Annotated in this window: 14 protein-coding genes; 10 read left to right on the top strand and 4 right to left on the bottom strand. The window is 66.8% G+C overall.

Going from position 1 to position 15,611, the window contains the following annotated elements:
• The first annotated feature begins 240 nt into the window (after positions 1–240).
• The 5 genes from KEG38_RS26825 (at position 241) to KEG38_RS26805 (ending at position 6,392) form a co-directional block, all read left to right on the top strand.
• Positions 241–2,418, top strand: coding sequence for a M4 family metallopeptidase (locus KEG38_RS26825; protein WP_272422765.1), 2,178 nt, complete (start codon positions 241–243; stop codon positions 2,416–2,418).
• Between the two features lie 601 nt (positions 2,419–3,019).
• Positions 3,020–3,490 carry a hypothetical protein gene (locus tag KEG38_RS26820; RefSeq protein ID WP_272422764.1) on the top strand — a complete coding sequence of 157 codons (471 nt, stop codon included), beginning with the start codon at positions 3,020–3,022 and terminating at the stop codon, positions 3,488–3,490.
• Positions 3,487–4,398 (top strand): multicopper oxidase domain-containing protein, encoded by a 912-nt coding sequence (locus tag KEG38_RS26815; RefSeq protein ID WP_272422763.1) that lies wholly within the window; start codon positions 3,487–3,489, stop codon positions 4,396–4,398. The genes KEG38_RS26820 and KEG38_RS26815 overlap by 4 nt, the downstream gene beginning before the upstream one ends.
• A 111-nt stretch (positions 4,399–4,509) precedes the next feature.
• On the top strand, positions 4,510–4,947 hold the full coding sequence (locus KEG38_RS26810) for a hypothetical protein (protein ID WP_272422762.1): 438 nt from the start codon (positions 4,510–4,512) through the stop codon (positions 4,945–4,947).
• The gene (locus KEG38_RS26805; protein ID WP_272422761.1) at positions 4,944–6,392 is read left to right on the top strand and encodes a multicopper oxidase family protein; all 1,449 of its coding nucleotides are present in this window, start codon (positions 4,944–4,946) and stop codon (positions 6,390–6,392) included. Before KEG38_RS26810 ends, KEG38_RS26805 begins: the two co-directional genes overlap by 4 nt.
• Positions 6,393–6,781: 389 nt before the next feature.
• On the opposite strand, the gene KEG38_RS26800 is transcribed toward KEG38_RS26805, so the two are convergent.
• The 3 genes from KEG38_RS26800 to KEG38_RS26790 form a co-directional block, all read right to left on the bottom strand.
• Positions 6,782–7,000 carry a heavy-metal-associated domain-containing protein gene (locus KEG38_RS26800; RefSeq protein WP_272422760.1) on the bottom strand — a complete coding sequence of 73 codons (219 nt, stop codon included), beginning with the start codon at positions 6,998–7,000 and terminating at the stop codon, positions 6,782–6,784.
• A 112-nt stretch (positions 7,001–7,112) separates the two neighbouring features.
• Complete coding sequence (locus KEG38_RS26795; RefSeq protein WP_272422759.1) at positions 7,113–8,057, bottom strand: phytochelatin synthase family protein; 945 nt, start codon at positions 8,055–8,057, stop codon at positions 7,113–7,115.
• Positions 8,054–8,572: a hypothetical protein gene (locus KEG38_RS26790; RefSeq protein ID WP_272422758.1), complete on the bottom strand. Its 519-nt coding sequence runs from the start codon at positions 8,570–8,572 to the stop codon at positions 8,054–8,056. The genes KEG38_RS26795 and KEG38_RS26790 overlap by 4 nt, the downstream gene beginning before the upstream one ends.
• Before the next feature lie 50 nt (positions 8,573–8,622).
• On the opposite strand from KEG38_RS26790, the gene KEG38_RS56065 reads away from it, so the two are divergent.
• From KEG38_RS56065 to KEG38_RS26770, 5 genes are all read left to right on the top strand, one after another.
• Positions 8,623–9,030, top strand: a complete 408-nt coding sequence (locus tag KEG38_RS56065) for a recombinase zinc ribbon domain-containing protein (RefSeq protein ID WP_372518194.1) — start codon at positions 8,623–8,625, stop codon at positions 9,028–9,030.
• A gap of 163 nt (positions 9,031–9,193) precedes the next feature.
• On the top strand, positions 9,194–9,829 hold the full coding sequence (locus tag KEG38_RS26785) for a YkgJ family cysteine cluster protein (RefSeq protein ID WP_272422757.1): 636 nt from the start codon (positions 9,194–9,196) through the stop codon (positions 9,827–9,829).
• A gap of 61 nt (positions 9,830–9,890) precedes the next feature.
• Positions 9,891–11,744, top strand: coding sequence for an IgGFc-binding protein (locus tag KEG38_RS26780; protein ID WP_272422756.1), 1,854 nt, complete (start codon positions 9,891–9,893; stop codon positions 11,742–11,744).
• 46 nt (positions 11,745–11,790) lie between these two features.
• Positions 11,791–12,939, top strand: coding sequence for a hypothetical protein (locus KEG38_RS26775; protein ID WP_272422755.1), 1,149 nt, complete (start codon positions 11,791–11,793; stop codon positions 12,937–12,939).
• Positions 12,940–12,948: 9 nt separating this feature from the next.
• A complete protein-coding gene (locus KEG38_RS26770; RefSeq protein WP_272422754.1) occupies positions 12,949–13,467 on the top strand; it encodes an HIT family protein in 519 nt (172 codons plus the stop codon).
• 36 nt (positions 13,468–13,503) lie between these two features.
• Here the strand turns inward: KEG38_RS26770 and metG are convergent, their stop codons facing one another.
• A complete protein-coding gene (gene metG, locus KEG38_RS26765; protein WP_272422753.1) occupies positions 13,504–15,573 on the bottom strand; it encodes a methionine--tRNA ligase in 2,070 nt (689 codons plus the stop codon).
• Between the last annotated feature and the right edge of the window lie 38 nt (positions 15,574–15,611).

Raw genomic sequence — 15,611 nt, 5'->3', positions numbered from 1 at the left:
TTACAACGACCCGCGACAACGTGGAAAGCACTCCTTGTTGATGTCGCCACGCGTCATCGCTCTCGTGCATCCTACGTTCGCAGATAGCTGAAAGTTTCTTCGTTCACTGGAAGCGAAACTCCCCTGGCGCGGAGTCGCCAGCCGCTTGGCGCCTGGCAGGGAGAGGGTTGGAATTCCCATTGCATCGCTTCTCCATACTTTCGGCTTACGGAAAACCTCATCTGTTCGCGGAAGAAGGTCATGTCGAAGAAGCACCTGAATTCCATGCTTGGCGCTCGTCGTTTCGGAAAAACCCTGGGAGGCCTTTCGCTCGTGCTGACCGCCGGTTGCGCGGTCTCCGAGATGCCGGAGGAGAACCTTCCCGAAGGGAGCATGGAGGAGGCCGCAGCGCAGGGATCGAGGCCGATCTTCACGCCGGCCGGCGACGCCGCTCAACACACGCTGGCCGAGGCGATCAGCCGCGCGCACGTCGTGGTGAATCTCGAGACGCTCGGCCTGGATAACGAGGACGACATCGAGGTGAAGCGCGTGCGCATCGACGAGCTCTCGCTCGCCCACACGCGAATTCAGCAGAAGTTCAAGGGTTTGCCCGTCTTCGAGGGCGAGGCGATCGTGCACCTCGATCGCAACGGCAACCTGAGCGACGTCACGGATGGATTCGTGAAGCGCATTCGCCGTGATCTCTCGGTTTCGCCCACGCTCACCGAAAAGCAGGCGATCCGCGCGGCGCTCGATCGATACGTCTGCGAATCGTGCCTGACCGCGGCGCCCGAGGTCTCTCTGCTCGTGATGCGCCACGACGGGGAGGATCACCTCGCCTATCGCGTGAAACTCCGCCGCATCGACAGCACGCACGACACCGCGATGCCCGTCCTTTTCATCGACGCGCACAGCGGCAAGGAGATCCACCGCTACGATAACCTCCAGACCGCGCAGGGCACGTCCCTCTACAGCGGCACGGTGACCATCGGCACGAGCAGCGCGAGCGGCAAGTATTACCCCGAGGATCTCACCCGCAAGGTCGGCACGTTCAACTACGCCAATGGCACGAGCACCGTGTATCACGTCTCGGACACGGACGACCTCTGGAACGGCACCGATCAGCGGGTCGTGGTCGACGCCCATTTCGGCGCGTCGATGGTCTACGACTATTACAAGACCGTCCACGGCCGCGATGGCATCGACGGCGCGGGCGGCCCCGTGGCGTACGCGGCGGTAAACGGCGGCGCCGGGCTCATCAGCTCCATCGTCCGGTACAGCACGTCCTACAACAACGCATTCTGGGACGGCAGCCAGATGACGTACGGCGACGGCGACGGCACGACGTTCGCGCCGCTCGTCTCGCTCGACATCGCCGGGCACGAAATGGCCCACGGCGTGACCGAGTTCGAGGCGAACCTCACGTACGAGAACGAATCCGGCGCGCTGAACGAATCGTGGTCGGACGTGTTCGGCGCGCTCGTCGAGCGATACGTCTACGGCGAGAGCGCCGATACCTGGAAGATCGGCGAGGATTGCTACACCCCGGGCACCACGGGCGACGCGCTCCGCTATCTGGACAACCCCCACAATGCGAACAACAATGGCTACACGTCGAACGACGATCCCGACCATTACAGCGAGCGGTACACGGGCACCGAGGACAACGGCGGCGTCCACATCAACTCGGGCATCCCGAACCACGCGTTCTACCTGCTCGCGAAGGGCGGGACGCACCACCTGAGCGGCGTGAGGGTCACGGGCATCGGCGCGGATGACGCGGGCAAGATCTGGTACAAGGCCCTCGCCGATTACATGACCGCGAGCACGAACTTCGCGGGCGCCCGCCAGGCCACCCTGAGCGCGGCGAGCGCGCTCTTCGGCGCGTCGAGCGCGCAAACCACCTCGACACAGACGGCCTGGTGCGCCGTCGGCGTCGGCGAATGCCCCGCGAGCGGCGGCGGGGGTGGGAGCGGGACGAACCTGCTCACGAACGGCACGTTCGAGGGAAGCGTGAGCCCCTGGGTGCTGAGCGGCACGGGCGCGCTCTACGTCAACAACGGCAGTTACCCCCATTCGGGCACCGGGTATCCGTATTTTGGCAATGCCGTCAGCGTTTCGGGCTCGATGTACCAGCAGATCACGATCCCCGCGGGCGCCTCGCCGACGCTCACGTTTTCTCTGAACGTGACCTCGGCCGAGAGCACGACGACGACGCAATACGACCAGCTCTTCGTCGAGCTCCGGAACACTTCCGGCACCCTGCTGAAGACCCTCGCGACCTACAGCAACCTGAACAAGGGGACGGCCGGGGCCTACGTGCAGAAGAGCCTCTCGCTCGCGGGATACGGCGGCCAGACCGTCCGGATCCAGTTCCGCACGACGAACGATAGCTCGGCCATCACCACGTTCCGGGTCGACACGGCCGAAGCGAAGTGACAGCAGGCTGTCGAGAAACGCCGCGAGCGCCCTCCACCCGTGAACACGGACCCCTCGACGCGGGTCGATGATCTTCGGGTCGAAGGGCGCTTGCGGCTTGCTCGACGGTTCACCGTAGCAGCGTGGGTGGAAGAGGAGAACGCGAAGGGTCATCTCTGTGCGTGCGGCTGCGGGCAGCGGGTTCGAGTCATGCCGCTGCACCGGAAGAGCGGGATCCCGCGGTACGTACCTGAACATCAGCCGAACGTCTTCGGGGCAGAAATCACCGCACGCGCGCTCGGTGTGCCATCACTGTGCGTTGTCACCTTCCCGGCAGACGACGAGGTGGATCGCATTCGTTGCGACGTTTGATCTACGTCGAGCCGTACGGGCGCGGGGATGTGGATGCCCCCATTCACGTGCGGCCGATCCGGCTGGGGTGAACCCCTATCGACGGAGGGATGGCTCGTGTCCGTACGGGTCACGAACCGGTGACCGGTTCGGTCACTCGCCTCCCCCGAGAGCGCACGATCGCCGGGGAAAACGAGAAGCATACGCCTGGCACGAACCGTGCTGCGGTGCTGCGTCCCTGAGGAAACGTTTTCGAGGAGGTCGGTCCATCATGACAGTGCGTTCGCTTGTCCTTTTGCTTGGTCTTTCGTTGGTCTGGGTCGGCTGCGGGGGCCACGAGGGAGACGGCTCGGGCGCCGCCGGTCACGACGGGGGCCACGGCGGCGCGGGAGGCGGCACGGGCGGCGCGGGCGGGACTGGAGGCGCAGGTGGCGCAGGCGGTGGGGGCGGCGCAGGCGGCGGCTCTTCGGGCCCGCCGCAGGCCCCGATCATGAAGTCCGTGGCCCCGATGCAGGGCGCCTTGCACGTGGAGTGGGAAAACGTGACGCCGGATTGCGAGAAGATCGAGCTCGACCGGAACAAGGACGGCGGCGCGTATGCCAAGGCGTACACGCTCGTCGGCGCGGCGACGTCGCAACACGACACGTCGGCAATCCCGCCGGGAACGTACTGCTACAAAGCGCGCTGCATCAAGGGCGCCGAGACGTCGTCCGACTCCAACGAGAAGTGCGGTACGCCATGAAAAACCATCGATTCGTGCTCTTCGGGGCCTTCCTCGTCATGGCCGGTTGCTCCAGCGAGGAAGGCCAGAAAACGGCCGCGCGTGACCCCCTCGCGCCTTATCCGCCGACGGGCGTCACCCGCGAATTCGAGCTCACGATCGACGAGACCCAGTGGGAGGTCGGGCCGGGGGCAATTTACAACGCGATCGCCTACAATGGCGTCATCCCGGGCCCGCCGATCGAGGTCGACGCGGGGGATCACGTCGTCCTCCGCGTAACCAACAACGCCGCGAAACCGCACTCGGTCCATACCCATGTCGTGAAGTTCACCTACACCAACGACGGGACTCACAATTCGGTCGTCGCGCCTGGCGAGACGAAGACCATCGAATGGGACGCCGTGTATGCAGGGACCTTCCCGTATCACGATCACGGCGACGAGGCCGAAGGGACGAAGCGCGGTATCTTCGGCGCCCTCATCGTGCACCCGCCGGGGGAGGCCAAAGCGAACGAGCACGTCGTCGTGCTCGCCGACTTCGATCAAGGCGAATACGACTCGCTCCCCGGCGTCGCCGATCCCGAGACGGGCGAATTCCCAGACGCGGGCGTCTATCACGGCGGTCACCAGTACATGCACACGATCAACGGCAAGGGCTATGAGGACGCGATCCCGGCTTTCAAAGGCAAGGTCGGCGAGCTCCAACGCTTTCGGGTCGTGAGCATCGGCAACGAGTTCCACACCTGGCACATCCACGGCCACCGCTGGCTCGACGGGAGCGGCCAGCTCACGGACAACGTGCAGCTCGGCCCGGGGATGTACACGACGTTCGAATTCATGGAAGACAACCCCGGCACCTGGCTCGTGCATTGCCACGTTGGCGAGCACATGGAAGGCGGGATGATCGCTGACTACGTCGTCACGCCTTGAGGCTGACTCGGACGTGACCGCGCGGCCGCCCTCGGGGGAGCGGCGGCGTAAGCCCCTGCACCGGACGCGAAGTTCGGCCGATTCAACGCAAATCGCAGGAAGGAGCGTTGCATGAACGCGAAGAGTATCTACGAGACGCTGGCCGCCCTCGGGGCGGGGGTGATGATCGCAGGCTGCACGACGTCTCCCGCGCCGACGATCGACGCGGAGGTGAAGCCTGTCGCCGAGGTTCCCGCCGCGAGCCCGGGCCCGGCCAAGGCTGCGCCGATCGCGCCCACGGGCGGCCCCCTCCCGGTCGCCACGAGCGCGGCAGCCCCGCCCCCCGAGGCTCCGCCGAAGGCCGCCGCGGCAGCCCCGCCTGTCGCCACACCTCGCGCGACCACGGCGCCGCCCGCCGCGAAGGAAGCCCCCGCGCCCCCCGCCCCCTCGCCGGTGACCGCGACCCCGCCTCCGCCTGCCGAGAAGCCCGCGCCCACCCCCGCGGCAACCGCGACGGCCGCGCACAAGCACGGCGCGCAGATGAGCTGCGGCGAAGGGTCCTGCGGATGAAGCACGAGGCAATCACGCGGGCAGCCCTTGCTGTGCTCCTCTCGCTCCTGCCTTCGTGCGCGACGAAGCAAGAGCCGCTGCTCGAGCAGCGGCTCCTCGCGGAGTTTGTCGAGGCGTATCCGACGGCATCGAACCCGAACGGTATCGTCCGCAGCTTCGACATCACCGCCGCGGAGGTCGAATTGCCCCTCCTCGACGGCAAACCCCTGCGCGTGTGGGCCTACAATGGTCAGGTGCCCGGCCCGGAGCTGCGCGTCCGTCTCGGCGAGACGGTGCGTGTCCGATTCACGAATCGCCTGCCACAGCCCACGACGATCCACTGGCACGGCGTGCGCGTGCCCAACGACATGGATGGCGTCCCGACGCAGAGCCGCCCCGCCATCAAACCCGGGGAATCGTTCGTCTACGAATTCACCCCCAAGGACGCGGGGACGTTCTGGTTCCACCCGCACATCCGCAGCAGCGAGCAGGTCGAGCGAGGGCTTTTTGGTGTGCTCATCGTGGAGGACCCGGCGCCCCCCGCCTACAGCCGCGATGTCGTCTGGGTCGTCGACGACTGGCTCCTCGGGCAGGATGGGCAAATCGTGCCGGCCTTCAATACGCGCCACGACCTCGCGCACGACGGGCGCTGGGGGAATCACGTCACGGTCAATGGCCGGACGAACGAGGTGCTCGCCCTCCGGCCTGGAGAACGGATCCGTCTGCGGATCGTGAACGTGGCGAACGGGCGCGTGTTCGCCCCCGATTTCGGCGGGCTCGCGGCGAAAATCGTCGCCGTGGACGGCCTGTACGTGCGGACACCGTTCGACGCGAGTGGCTTCGAGCTCGCGCCCGGCAACCGGATTGACGTGGATTTGATGGCCGGTTCTGCGGGCGCCGCGATATCCATCGAGGATCGGTTCCTGCGGTCCCGCCCGCGACGCCTCGCCGAGATTCGTGTCGCTGGCGATCCCGTAGAGACCCCCCGTTTCGAGCCGCCGACGCGCAGGACCGTCCCCGCGTGGACGGCGGGGAGCGAGGTGCCCGTGCATGCCGAGCTCGCGCTCGATGCGCGGCGGGGCGGGCCCTTCGGGATCGAATGGACCATCAACGGCGTGGCGTTCCAGGGCCACGAGAGCGCCACGGGCCACACCGGCATTCCGCTCGTGCAGGGCCAATTCAATCATCTCCGGTTCGCCAACCACTCGGCTCGACTGCACCCGATCCACCTGCACGGGATGTTCTTCCGTGTGCTCACCCGGAACGGTCGTGCGGTGGATGAACCGTTCTTCCGCGATACCGTCCTGGTTCACCCACGCGAGACGGTGGATGTCGGCGTCGTTCCTGTGGACGAAGGGAGCTGGATGCTCCACTGCCACATCCTGGAGCACGCCGAAGCGGGCATGATGACAATGCTCGAGGTGGGGTCCGCCCACGGAGCGACACCGGGACACACGAAGCATTGATTGCGCTCGATCCAGGCGGGTGAATGCTGCTCTTTCCGGTCGATCTGTTGCCCCAACCTGCCGCTCTACGACCGGCTCTTGCAGCTCTCGGCCTGGCAGGCGTGTGACGAACTGCGGCGGCAGGAAGGGACAGTGACCATGTTGGTTCATGGCCTTTCACCGGGGAAATGGGTGCACAAGATCGTACGGCCGAGCCGACGCAGACCGCGGCCCGCCATTACACTCCCTCGTCGTTTCAGGCCGCGGCCACGTACGGACCACGCAACAACGCGTCCCGGTCGAGCGGCGCCGCCGCCTCGATGAACGAGCACGATCATGACGACCTCCAAAAAGCAGGGCGCCGGAGCTCGCGGCGCGAGGTCCGAGAGCGCCCGGTGCGAGGGACCGCTTCAGGCGGCGTGGGGGCGCGACTCGTAGCCGGCGTCGCGCAACGCATCGACGAGGGCCGGGAGCGGTGCGGAGGACGCATCGTGACGCACGAGGACGGTGCCCTCGCGCAACTTGACCTCGACCTTCTCGACCCCCGCGAGCTGGCCGAGCGCGCTGTCGATGTGGCGGATGCAGGACGGGCAGCTCATCCCGTCGACCTGGAGCAGGGTTTCCTTCATGGCGTCTTCCTTTCGGGAGCGGCCCTCTCGCCGCCCATGCCTCGAAGACGCAGCCGCCAGGCTTCATTACACCTGCTCGTGGCTTCCGCCGGACGAGCCGAGCCGGCGGCGATCAATCGTCTCTGGTAGCGACGCCCGATGGGGGGCGAGAGGCATCCTGGAGGGCGGAGACCTGCGCGCGGAGTCGCTCCACCTGCCCCTGGAGGCTCGCGGGCACGTCGCCCGAACCGCGCAGGATCTCAAGCAAGCGCGGCGCGGGCGAGACGCCTGCCTGGAGACAACCGGCCAGGACCAGGACGTCCGTGCCGTCGAGATCACGAAGGAAATGCTCGATTTCGGTCCAGTCGGCGTCGTCGCGGAGGGCCGTCACGGGCGCCACCGGGTGCTCTCGCTCGATGGTCATGAACCCGCGGGACCGCCCCGAGGCTTGGTCGATCGGGAGCATGGCGCGAAAGAGCGTCTCGATCGGGACCCAATGCGGCGGGTATTTGAAGCGTGCCACGTCGAGCAGGAGCACGATATCCCGGTCCGCGTGCATACCGCCGATCGGCGAGAAGTGGCCGCTTCCGGTCTGGCCCAGCGTCGCGCGGTCGTAGGCGACGACGAGATGGGTTTCGCCTGGGCGAGACGTGGCATCTCGAATAGCCTTGCGAAACACCTCGACGGATGAGGACTCCGCGAAGTGCGTGTTGGTCCGGGTGCCGTTACACCGGGCGAGGCATGCGAATTGCGTCAGCGTAATCCCGTCCCGAGCGACCGCATCGAGGGGGCGACAACAGTCCAGGTGCTCTTCCGCGTACCAGCGCCATGGCCCCTTCCACGCGCGGCCAGGATCGATCGCCAGCGCGTTCAACACCATGATGAGCGTACCAAGTCCGCAAAACGCAGGCTCGGCCTGGGTGTGGAACTGCTCGATGAGCGAAAAGAAGCCCTCCATCGTCCCTCCGGAGAGAGCTTCGCGAAAGATCGCGCGCCCATCCGCGGAGGAGAACGATATGCAGCCCTCGGGCAGGGGGCGCTTGTAGAACGACGGCTGGGCCTTGGGCACGGGTTTCATGAGCCTGCGCTCGAATGGCATATTTCCGTTCGTGGGTCAATGATCCATTTCACCATCGAAACGATGGCCTCGTCGAAAAACGGATGATGATGTTCCTTGCTCGAAGCGCCGGGACCAAGGCGCATCATCCGCGCGACCATGTTGTCGCTCTCGTGGATGTCAGTGGCCGAGACCTTGCCGGTCTCCGGTCTTGCCACGGCTGAGAGATTGGTCACGGAGGGTGCATTGGAAGGGACCGCAGGGCCCGCATTGTTCTCAGCTCGGACGTCGATTGCAGACAACGCGAGCGGCAACAGAAGAATCCCCGCCGACAAGTGCTCGAGCTTCTTACGACTCTTCATGGCCTCCGACGACCCCTCGAGCTCGGTCGCGCTCGTGTGCAGCATCTTCATCGGGGCGAGCGAGCCATAAAGGTCACGCTCCGCGTTTGAGCCACGCGTAAACCGCGAAGCACCCACCGGTCTCGGCCGCTGCCGTGAAGAGGACAGCCCGAGCACGGCGAGCCACGCCTTCATGAACGCACCGCGGAGATGGCCCTCAACGGTTCGTCGAGCAGGGTGCACTCGTGAGCCCGGCAGCGTCGGAGCGTCTGCATCAGGCGTCTGCGGACCGCGCGCAGGGCCACGATCTTCTGGTCCACACGAGCGAGCACGGCCTCGAACCGCGGTTGTTCGCTTGCGCAGCTCGCCGTGCCCAGGAGTCGTTCCGCTATCGTGGAGACGCGGCGATCTTCGTGCGATCGAAGCCGACGGAACCGTTTGCGTTGACGGGTATTCTTCGCTGCCCTCCGTGTGGCGGTCGGATCCTGGGGAAGATTTCGGGTAGCTCGGAGCGCCGGTACTACATGTGCGCGCGTCGCCACCTCGGTGGGAGCGACATCTGTTCGTTCCCGAGCATCGCCGCGAACGATTTGCAGAAGGCCGTCTGGGACTGGCTGCACGAAGTGCTGTCGTCGCCGGCCTTCGGGAGGTAGGGTCCGCGCGAGGGGTCCGTGTTCACGGGCTCCCTGGAGCTAGGCAGGAGGACGCAGGAATACGGAAGGATTCCGAGGACGACGACCGACGATCCAGGGCGCGCAGCAAGTTTATCGGCAGCCTGCGGTTGACCGGCGCGGCCCGGGGCGTAATTTTCGAGCCGTGCGTGCCCTTCGCGTCCTGCAGCAAAGAGACGAGGCCATCCGCGCGCGCGTCGCGCGGGACGTCGAAGACCGCCTCGGCGAGGGCAACCTCGAATCGCTCGCCCTCGCGGCCCACGCGGCGATGGAGCGGGAGACCACGCGCGCCCAAGGCACGGGCGCCCGCGCCCCGGCCTGCTCGGCCGGTTGCTCGTATTGCTGTCACGTGCACGCGCACGCGACCCTCCCCGAGATCCTCGCCGTCGCCGCGTGGCTCCGTCGCTCGCTCGCCCCGGAGGCGCTCTTCGCGCTGAAGGAACGGCTCGCACGGCACGTGGCGGACGTCGAGCCGCTCTCCGACGAAGAGCGCTGGGCCGCGCGGATCCCCTGCGCGCTGCTCGACGAACGCGGCTACTGCTCGGTGCACGAGGCGCGGCCGCTGCGCTGTCGGGCCTTTCATTCCTGCTCGGCCGACGATTGTCGCGACGCCTTCGAGGGCCGCACGGACGCGCTGCCTCCCCGCGCGGCGCTCCTCGCGCGCGCCGCGGACGCCGTCGAGGCGGGCTACGATCGTGCGCTCCTCGCCGCCGGAATTGACGCTTCGGGTCATCGGCTGGAGGTCGGGCTCCTCCGCGCGCTCGAACGTACGGCGCCGTAATTCTGGAGAGGCCCGAGATCCGGCGATCGCAAACGCAGAGAACCGTGGCATTCTCCGGCGCATGCGCACTCTGCTAGCTCTCTTTCTCCTCCCATGTTTCGTGATCCCCTTCGCTTGCTCGGCCAGTGGCGATCACACCTCCACGAGCGCCGGCGGCACCGCCGGGGCCGGCGGCAGCGACGGCACCGGCTGCGGCCAATGCTTCGGGGCCGTTTTCACGCCCTGCAATTCCGACGGCACCCCCGGCGCGCCGATCACGTGTCCGAGCGGCGTGTGCGCGCCGAACGTGGGCTGCGTCGAATGCCAGCCCGGCTCCCTCACCTGCGTGGGGAACGAGGTGCGCCGCTGCTCCGAGGACGGCAAGGACGCGAGCGAGGTCGTCGAGGTCTGCGACGCCGCCGCGGGGTTCGGCTGCTCCAATGGGAAATGCACCGGCGCTTGTGACGTCGCCGCCGATCAGCCCTCCAACGTGGGTTGCGAGTTCTGGGCCGTCGATCTCGATCAACAGGACGGCTTGAACGATCCGGCGAGCGCGCCCTGGGGCGTCGTCCTCTCGAATACCGGCGAGGCCGTGGCGAAGGTCGTGATCGAGCAGAATGACGCGCCGCTCGGAATGCCCGCGACGCCGAAGCTCGTGCTTGCGGTCGACGTGCAGCCCGGCGAGCTCTTCACGGCGAAGCTGCCGACGCGCGAGCTCGATTGCGGCGTCAAGCCGAACGATTACCTCTCCCCCGGCACGTGTTTGTCCTCGAACGCGTTCCGCATCACCTCGTCCACGCCGATCGTCGTGTATCAGTTCAACGTCTTCGAGAATGCGTACTCGAACGACGCGTCGCTCCTCTTGCCCACGACCGGCCTCGGCAAGATCTACCGCATCATCAACTGGCCGGCCGGGCACCCGGTCCCGCTCGATTTCCCGGGCATCGGCAAGATCATCGATCGCTCGTACGTGACCGTCATCGGCACGAAGCCGAACACCGTCGTCACGGTCAAGCCGAGCTGGCGCATCAAGGGCAACCCGCCGATCGCGGCGACGATGCCCGGCGGCGAGATCAAGGTCACGCTCAATCCCTTCGACGTCTTGAACCTGGAGACCGACGACGCCACGTTCCAGGACGACCCGAAAACGGTGGCCGATCTCTCGTCCACGATCGTCACGTCGACACTCCCGGTCGCCGTCTTCTCGGGCGTCGAGACCACGAGTGCGCCCGGCGGCGTCGTCGAGATCCCGACGTACGGGGGCTGGACGAGCGATAGCACCTGCTGCCTCGATCACCTCGAAGAGCAGATGTTCCCCGTCGAATCGATCGGCTCGCGTTATGTGATCACGCGCAGCCCCGTGCGCTCCACGTCGGGCTACCGCGAGCCCGACATCATTCGATTCCTCGGCGTCGCCGAGGACGCGACCGTCACGACGAACCTGCCCGCGCCCTTCGATTCGTTCGTGCTCCAAGCGGGCGAGGTGAAGACCACGTGGGCGCAGGACAATTTCGTGGTCGGCGCGACGAAGCCGGTCATGGTGGGGCAGCTCCAGGTCTCGAACGGGTACGTCGACGGCCCCGCGATCGGCGATCCTTCGCTCACCGTTTTCCCGCCGATCGAGCAGTTCCGCACCGAATACGTCATTCCGACGCCGTCCTCGTGGACGCAGAACTGGGTCGTGATCGCGGCCGAGGTCGGCTCGGAGATCATGCTCGACGGCTTCACGACGAACCTCTGCCAGATCGAGCCCGCGGGCATGGTCGAGGGCAAGGCGTACCATTCTCGCAAATGCCCGCTGGAGCCCGGCGTGCACAAGCTGACCGGGGACAAACCTTTCGGGATCATCGGGTACGGCTACGGGAGCGCGGGCTCGTACGCGTTCGCGGGCGGCGCGGACGTGAAGCGCGTGTACGAGCCGCCTCCGCTCAAGTGAGAGGAATCCCTGCGCGCCCGCGAGGAAGCTGATATCCTCGCCCTCCATGGGACGAGACGACGGTCGCGCGGGGTATCGACGACGGACCAAGGCCACGCTGGAAAAGGGCGCGTGGCTCTCGATTGCGCTCTCCGAACTCGCCTGCAGCCCCGCGCCCGCCCCCGCGCCCGTATCCTCCGTCCCTACCCACGCCGCCGCGCCCGCGGCGACCGCGTCCGCGCCCGTGTGGACCAGCCCAAATCAGGGCGAAGAGGAGCTCCTGCAAAAATTCGCGCCCTACGCGGTCACGGACGGCTCGCTCGCGCGCCGGGTGCTCTACACGTGGACGACGCGCGAGCAGATCGCGGCTCTCGAAAAAGACCGCGTGCTCCTCACGCGCACCGAATCGCCCGAGCATGGCGCGTCGTATTTCGATCAAATGCTCCACGCCCGCGCCGTCGCCAAGGATCCGCTCGCGGAGGTACTCCGCACGACGCCGTTCGCCCGCGCGCGATATGCTTGGACCGCGCCCTGGGCGACGACGTTTGGCCTCGGCGGCGAATCCTACGGCGATCGGCTCCTTCGGGTCACGCTGAAGCAAGACGCGTGGATTGCCGTGCTCATGACCTCGAAGAAGAACCTCGAAGTCAGGGATCTCGCGGGCAAACCGGTGCCGATCGCCGACGCGGTCGCCCACCCCGAGCGCATCGCGGCGGTGTATTTCGCGCACGACACGCCCGTGACGGGCTATGCCGCGTCGATGGCCGGACCGGAGGAGCGCGTCGGCTATCGGGAGTACGTGCTCTGCAACGAGTCGATGATCGAGTCGTGGTCGATCCGGACGCCCGAGATCCGGAAGGAGCTGCTTGATGGCGCGACGGCGCTGCGCGCGCTCGCCCGGTTCCTTTTCCTGCACCCGCCGGAGCGGAGATTCACGGGCATCCGGTGGAATGTGCAGGTGGTGAAAGAGACGTTTCCCCGGGCCGAGCCGGTGCCGACGCTCCTTGGTATGTACGAAGCGTCGCTCGCCTTTCCCTTCGGATCGTACGAACCGGACTCCAATGCTCTGAACGCGGTGGCCGCCCGGGTCGACGAATACGAGGAGAAGCAAAAAGGCCCGCCGCTCACGCACACGCCAACGGCGAAATTCCCGCCTCCGTCTGAAAGAAAGCCGTCGCGGCCGCCGCGGATCGTACCGTGGTACGAGAGGCATTGACGAGGGCCCATGCCCCGGATCAGAAAAGCCGAGGCGCTCGCGCGCGTCGAAGCGGAGCGGGCGCGTTTGCCCGCGTCGTACGAGGGGTGCGCGATGTGCGCGCTCGCAAGGGGGTTTCCCGCGGATACCGTGCAGCTCGCTGAAAGCCCGCGCGCGGTGGCCGTGCTGGATCGATTCGCGGCGCGGCGTGGCCACGTGCTCGTGGTGCTGCGGCGTCACGTGGAGTCGATCGCGGCGCTGTCGTGGGACGAATACGCCGAGGTGCAAAAGCTCGCGTGGGAAACGACGCGCGCACTGGAACGCGTGCTTTCACCGCGCCGAACCTTCGTGGCAGCGCTCGGCGCGGCGACGGCGCGGGTGAATTCGTTCCCGCATCATCACGTGCACGTGATTCCGATCGACGCGGCGGACACGCAGGACAGGCCCGCGCAGGTGCTCACCTGGGAGCTTGGTGTTTACGTGTACGAGGAGGGGGAGGCGAAGGCGCTCGGGGAGGCGCTCAGGGCGAGCTGGCCGGCGAGGGAATGAGGGGGCGGTCGTGCAAGACCGCCCCCAAGGGCCCCATCAATGCACCCGCATCCCGGGTTTCGCCCCGCTATCGGCCGACAGGACGAACACGTTCTCCCCGTCGCCCGCCGCGAGCACCATGCCTTCGCTCATCCCGAACTTCATCTGCCGCGGCGCCAGGTTCGCGCACACGATCACGAGTCGGCCGAGGAGAGCCTTCGGATCGTAATACGCCTTGATCCCCGCGAACACCGTCCGCGTCGTGTCGCCGCCGAGCGAGACCGTGAGCTTGAGGAGCTTCTTCGCCCCCGGCACGCCCTCGGCCGCGATGATCCGCGCGACGCGCATGTCGACCTTCGTGAAATCGTCGATCGAACACTGCGGCGCGAGGGGCTCCTTGGCGAGCGCGTCGCCCGCATCGTCCCACGTCGTCGGGGCCGCTTCCCCCGCGCTCGCCTCCGGGGCCGCCGCGGCCTTCGGCGCCTCGCCCGGCTCGCCCGCGCGGCTCGCTTCGAGCATCTTCTGCACGGCATCCATCTCCATTCGCTTCATCAAATGCTGGTACGGCGCGACGGGCGTGCCCACGAGCGGCTTCTGCGCGAGATCGAACCGATCCATTGCGCAATTCAGGAGCACGCCCGACTCCGCCGCGAGCTTCGGCAGGACGGGCGCCAGGTAAAGCACGATCTGCCGGTACAGGTTCAGCGCGACCGTGCACGCATTCTGCACCTCCTGCTCCTTACCCGGCTGCTTGGCGAGCGCCCACGGGGCCACGCGATCCACGTATTCGTTCGCCCGGTCCGCGAGACCCACGATGATCCGGGTCGCCCGCGCGAAATCGAATGCCGCGTACGCCTCGCCGATCTCCGCGCCCGCCTTCGCCGCCGCCTCGAAGAGCCCGCCGTCATCCGGATAGCTCGCGGAAAGGCCCGTCTTCGCCACGAAGCGTGACGAGCGGCTCGCGAGGTTCACGATCTTGTTCACGAGCTCCGCGTTCACCTTCTGCACGAACTCGTCGACGTTGAGATCAAAATCCTCGACGCGCGCGCCGAGCTTGCTCGCGTAGTAATAACGGAGGTACGAGGGATCGAGGTGGTCGAGGTACGTCCGCGCCATGACGAACGTGCCCTTCGTCTTCGACATCTTCTCGCCATTCACCGTCAAGAAGCCGTGCACCTGCACCCGGGAAGGCAGCGAATACCCCGCGCTCTTCAGCATCGAGGGCCAGAACAGCGTGTGGAAATAAACGATGTCCTTGCCGATGACGTGCACGATCTCCGTCTTGTCCGAGCGCCACCAGTCCTCCATGCGCTCGCCGTGCTTGTCGCACCACTCGCGTGTCGAGCCGATGTATCCGATCGGCGCGTCGAACCAGACGTACCAGTAATGCCCCGGCGCGTCGGGGATCTCGAAGCCGAAGTAAGGCGCGGGGCGCGAGATGTCCCAGTCGCGCAAGGGCTCCGCGAGGAAATGGCCCGCGAGGTAGTTCGAGATCTCCTTCGGCATGCGGCCCTCGACCGCCGTCCATTCGGCGAGGAAGGCGTGGTCGGGCTCGAGCGAGATGAACAGGTGCTCGGCGCTCTTGAGCTCCGGCCGCGCGCCGGAGAGCGTGCTCTTCGGGTCCACGAGCTCGGTCGCGCTGTACGTCGAGCCGCACTTGTCGCAGTTGTCGCCGTACTGATCGGGCGCGCCGCAGCGCGGGCACGTGCCCTTGACGAACCGGTCCGCGAGGAACGTGCCCGCCTGCGGGTCGAAGAGCTGCGTCACGTCACGCTTCGCGACCCGCCCGTTCTTCTGCAGCGAGGCCCAGATCTCGTTGCAGACCTCGCGCGTCGCGGCCGAGTTCGTGCTGCCGAAGTGATCGAACTGGATCATGAAGTCGGCGAAGTCGCGCTGATGCGCGGCGCTCATGTCCGCGATCACCGCCTCCTCCGAGCGCCCCTCCTTGCGCGCGCGGATCATGATCGACGTGCCGTGCGTGTCGTCCGCGCAGATGTAGATGGCGCGGCGCCCGGTCATGCGCTGGTACCGCGCGAAGATGTCCGTCTGCGTGTACTCGAGCAGGTGGCCGAGGTGAATGTGGCCGTTGGCGTAAGGGAGCGCGCTGGTGATCAGCAAGGGCTTCATGGCGGGCGCAATGTGCACCATCGCGGCGGCAAATGCCA

The sequence above is a fragment of the Polyangium jinanense genome, from assembly GCF_028435265.1.
Classification (GTDB): domain Bacteria; phylum Myxococcota_A; class Polyangia; order Polyangiales; family Polyangiaceae; genus Polyangium; species Polyangium jinanense.
The sequence above is the reverse complement of the archived record's forward strand: the minus strand, read 5'-3'. Positions and strand labels throughout refer to the sequence as shown.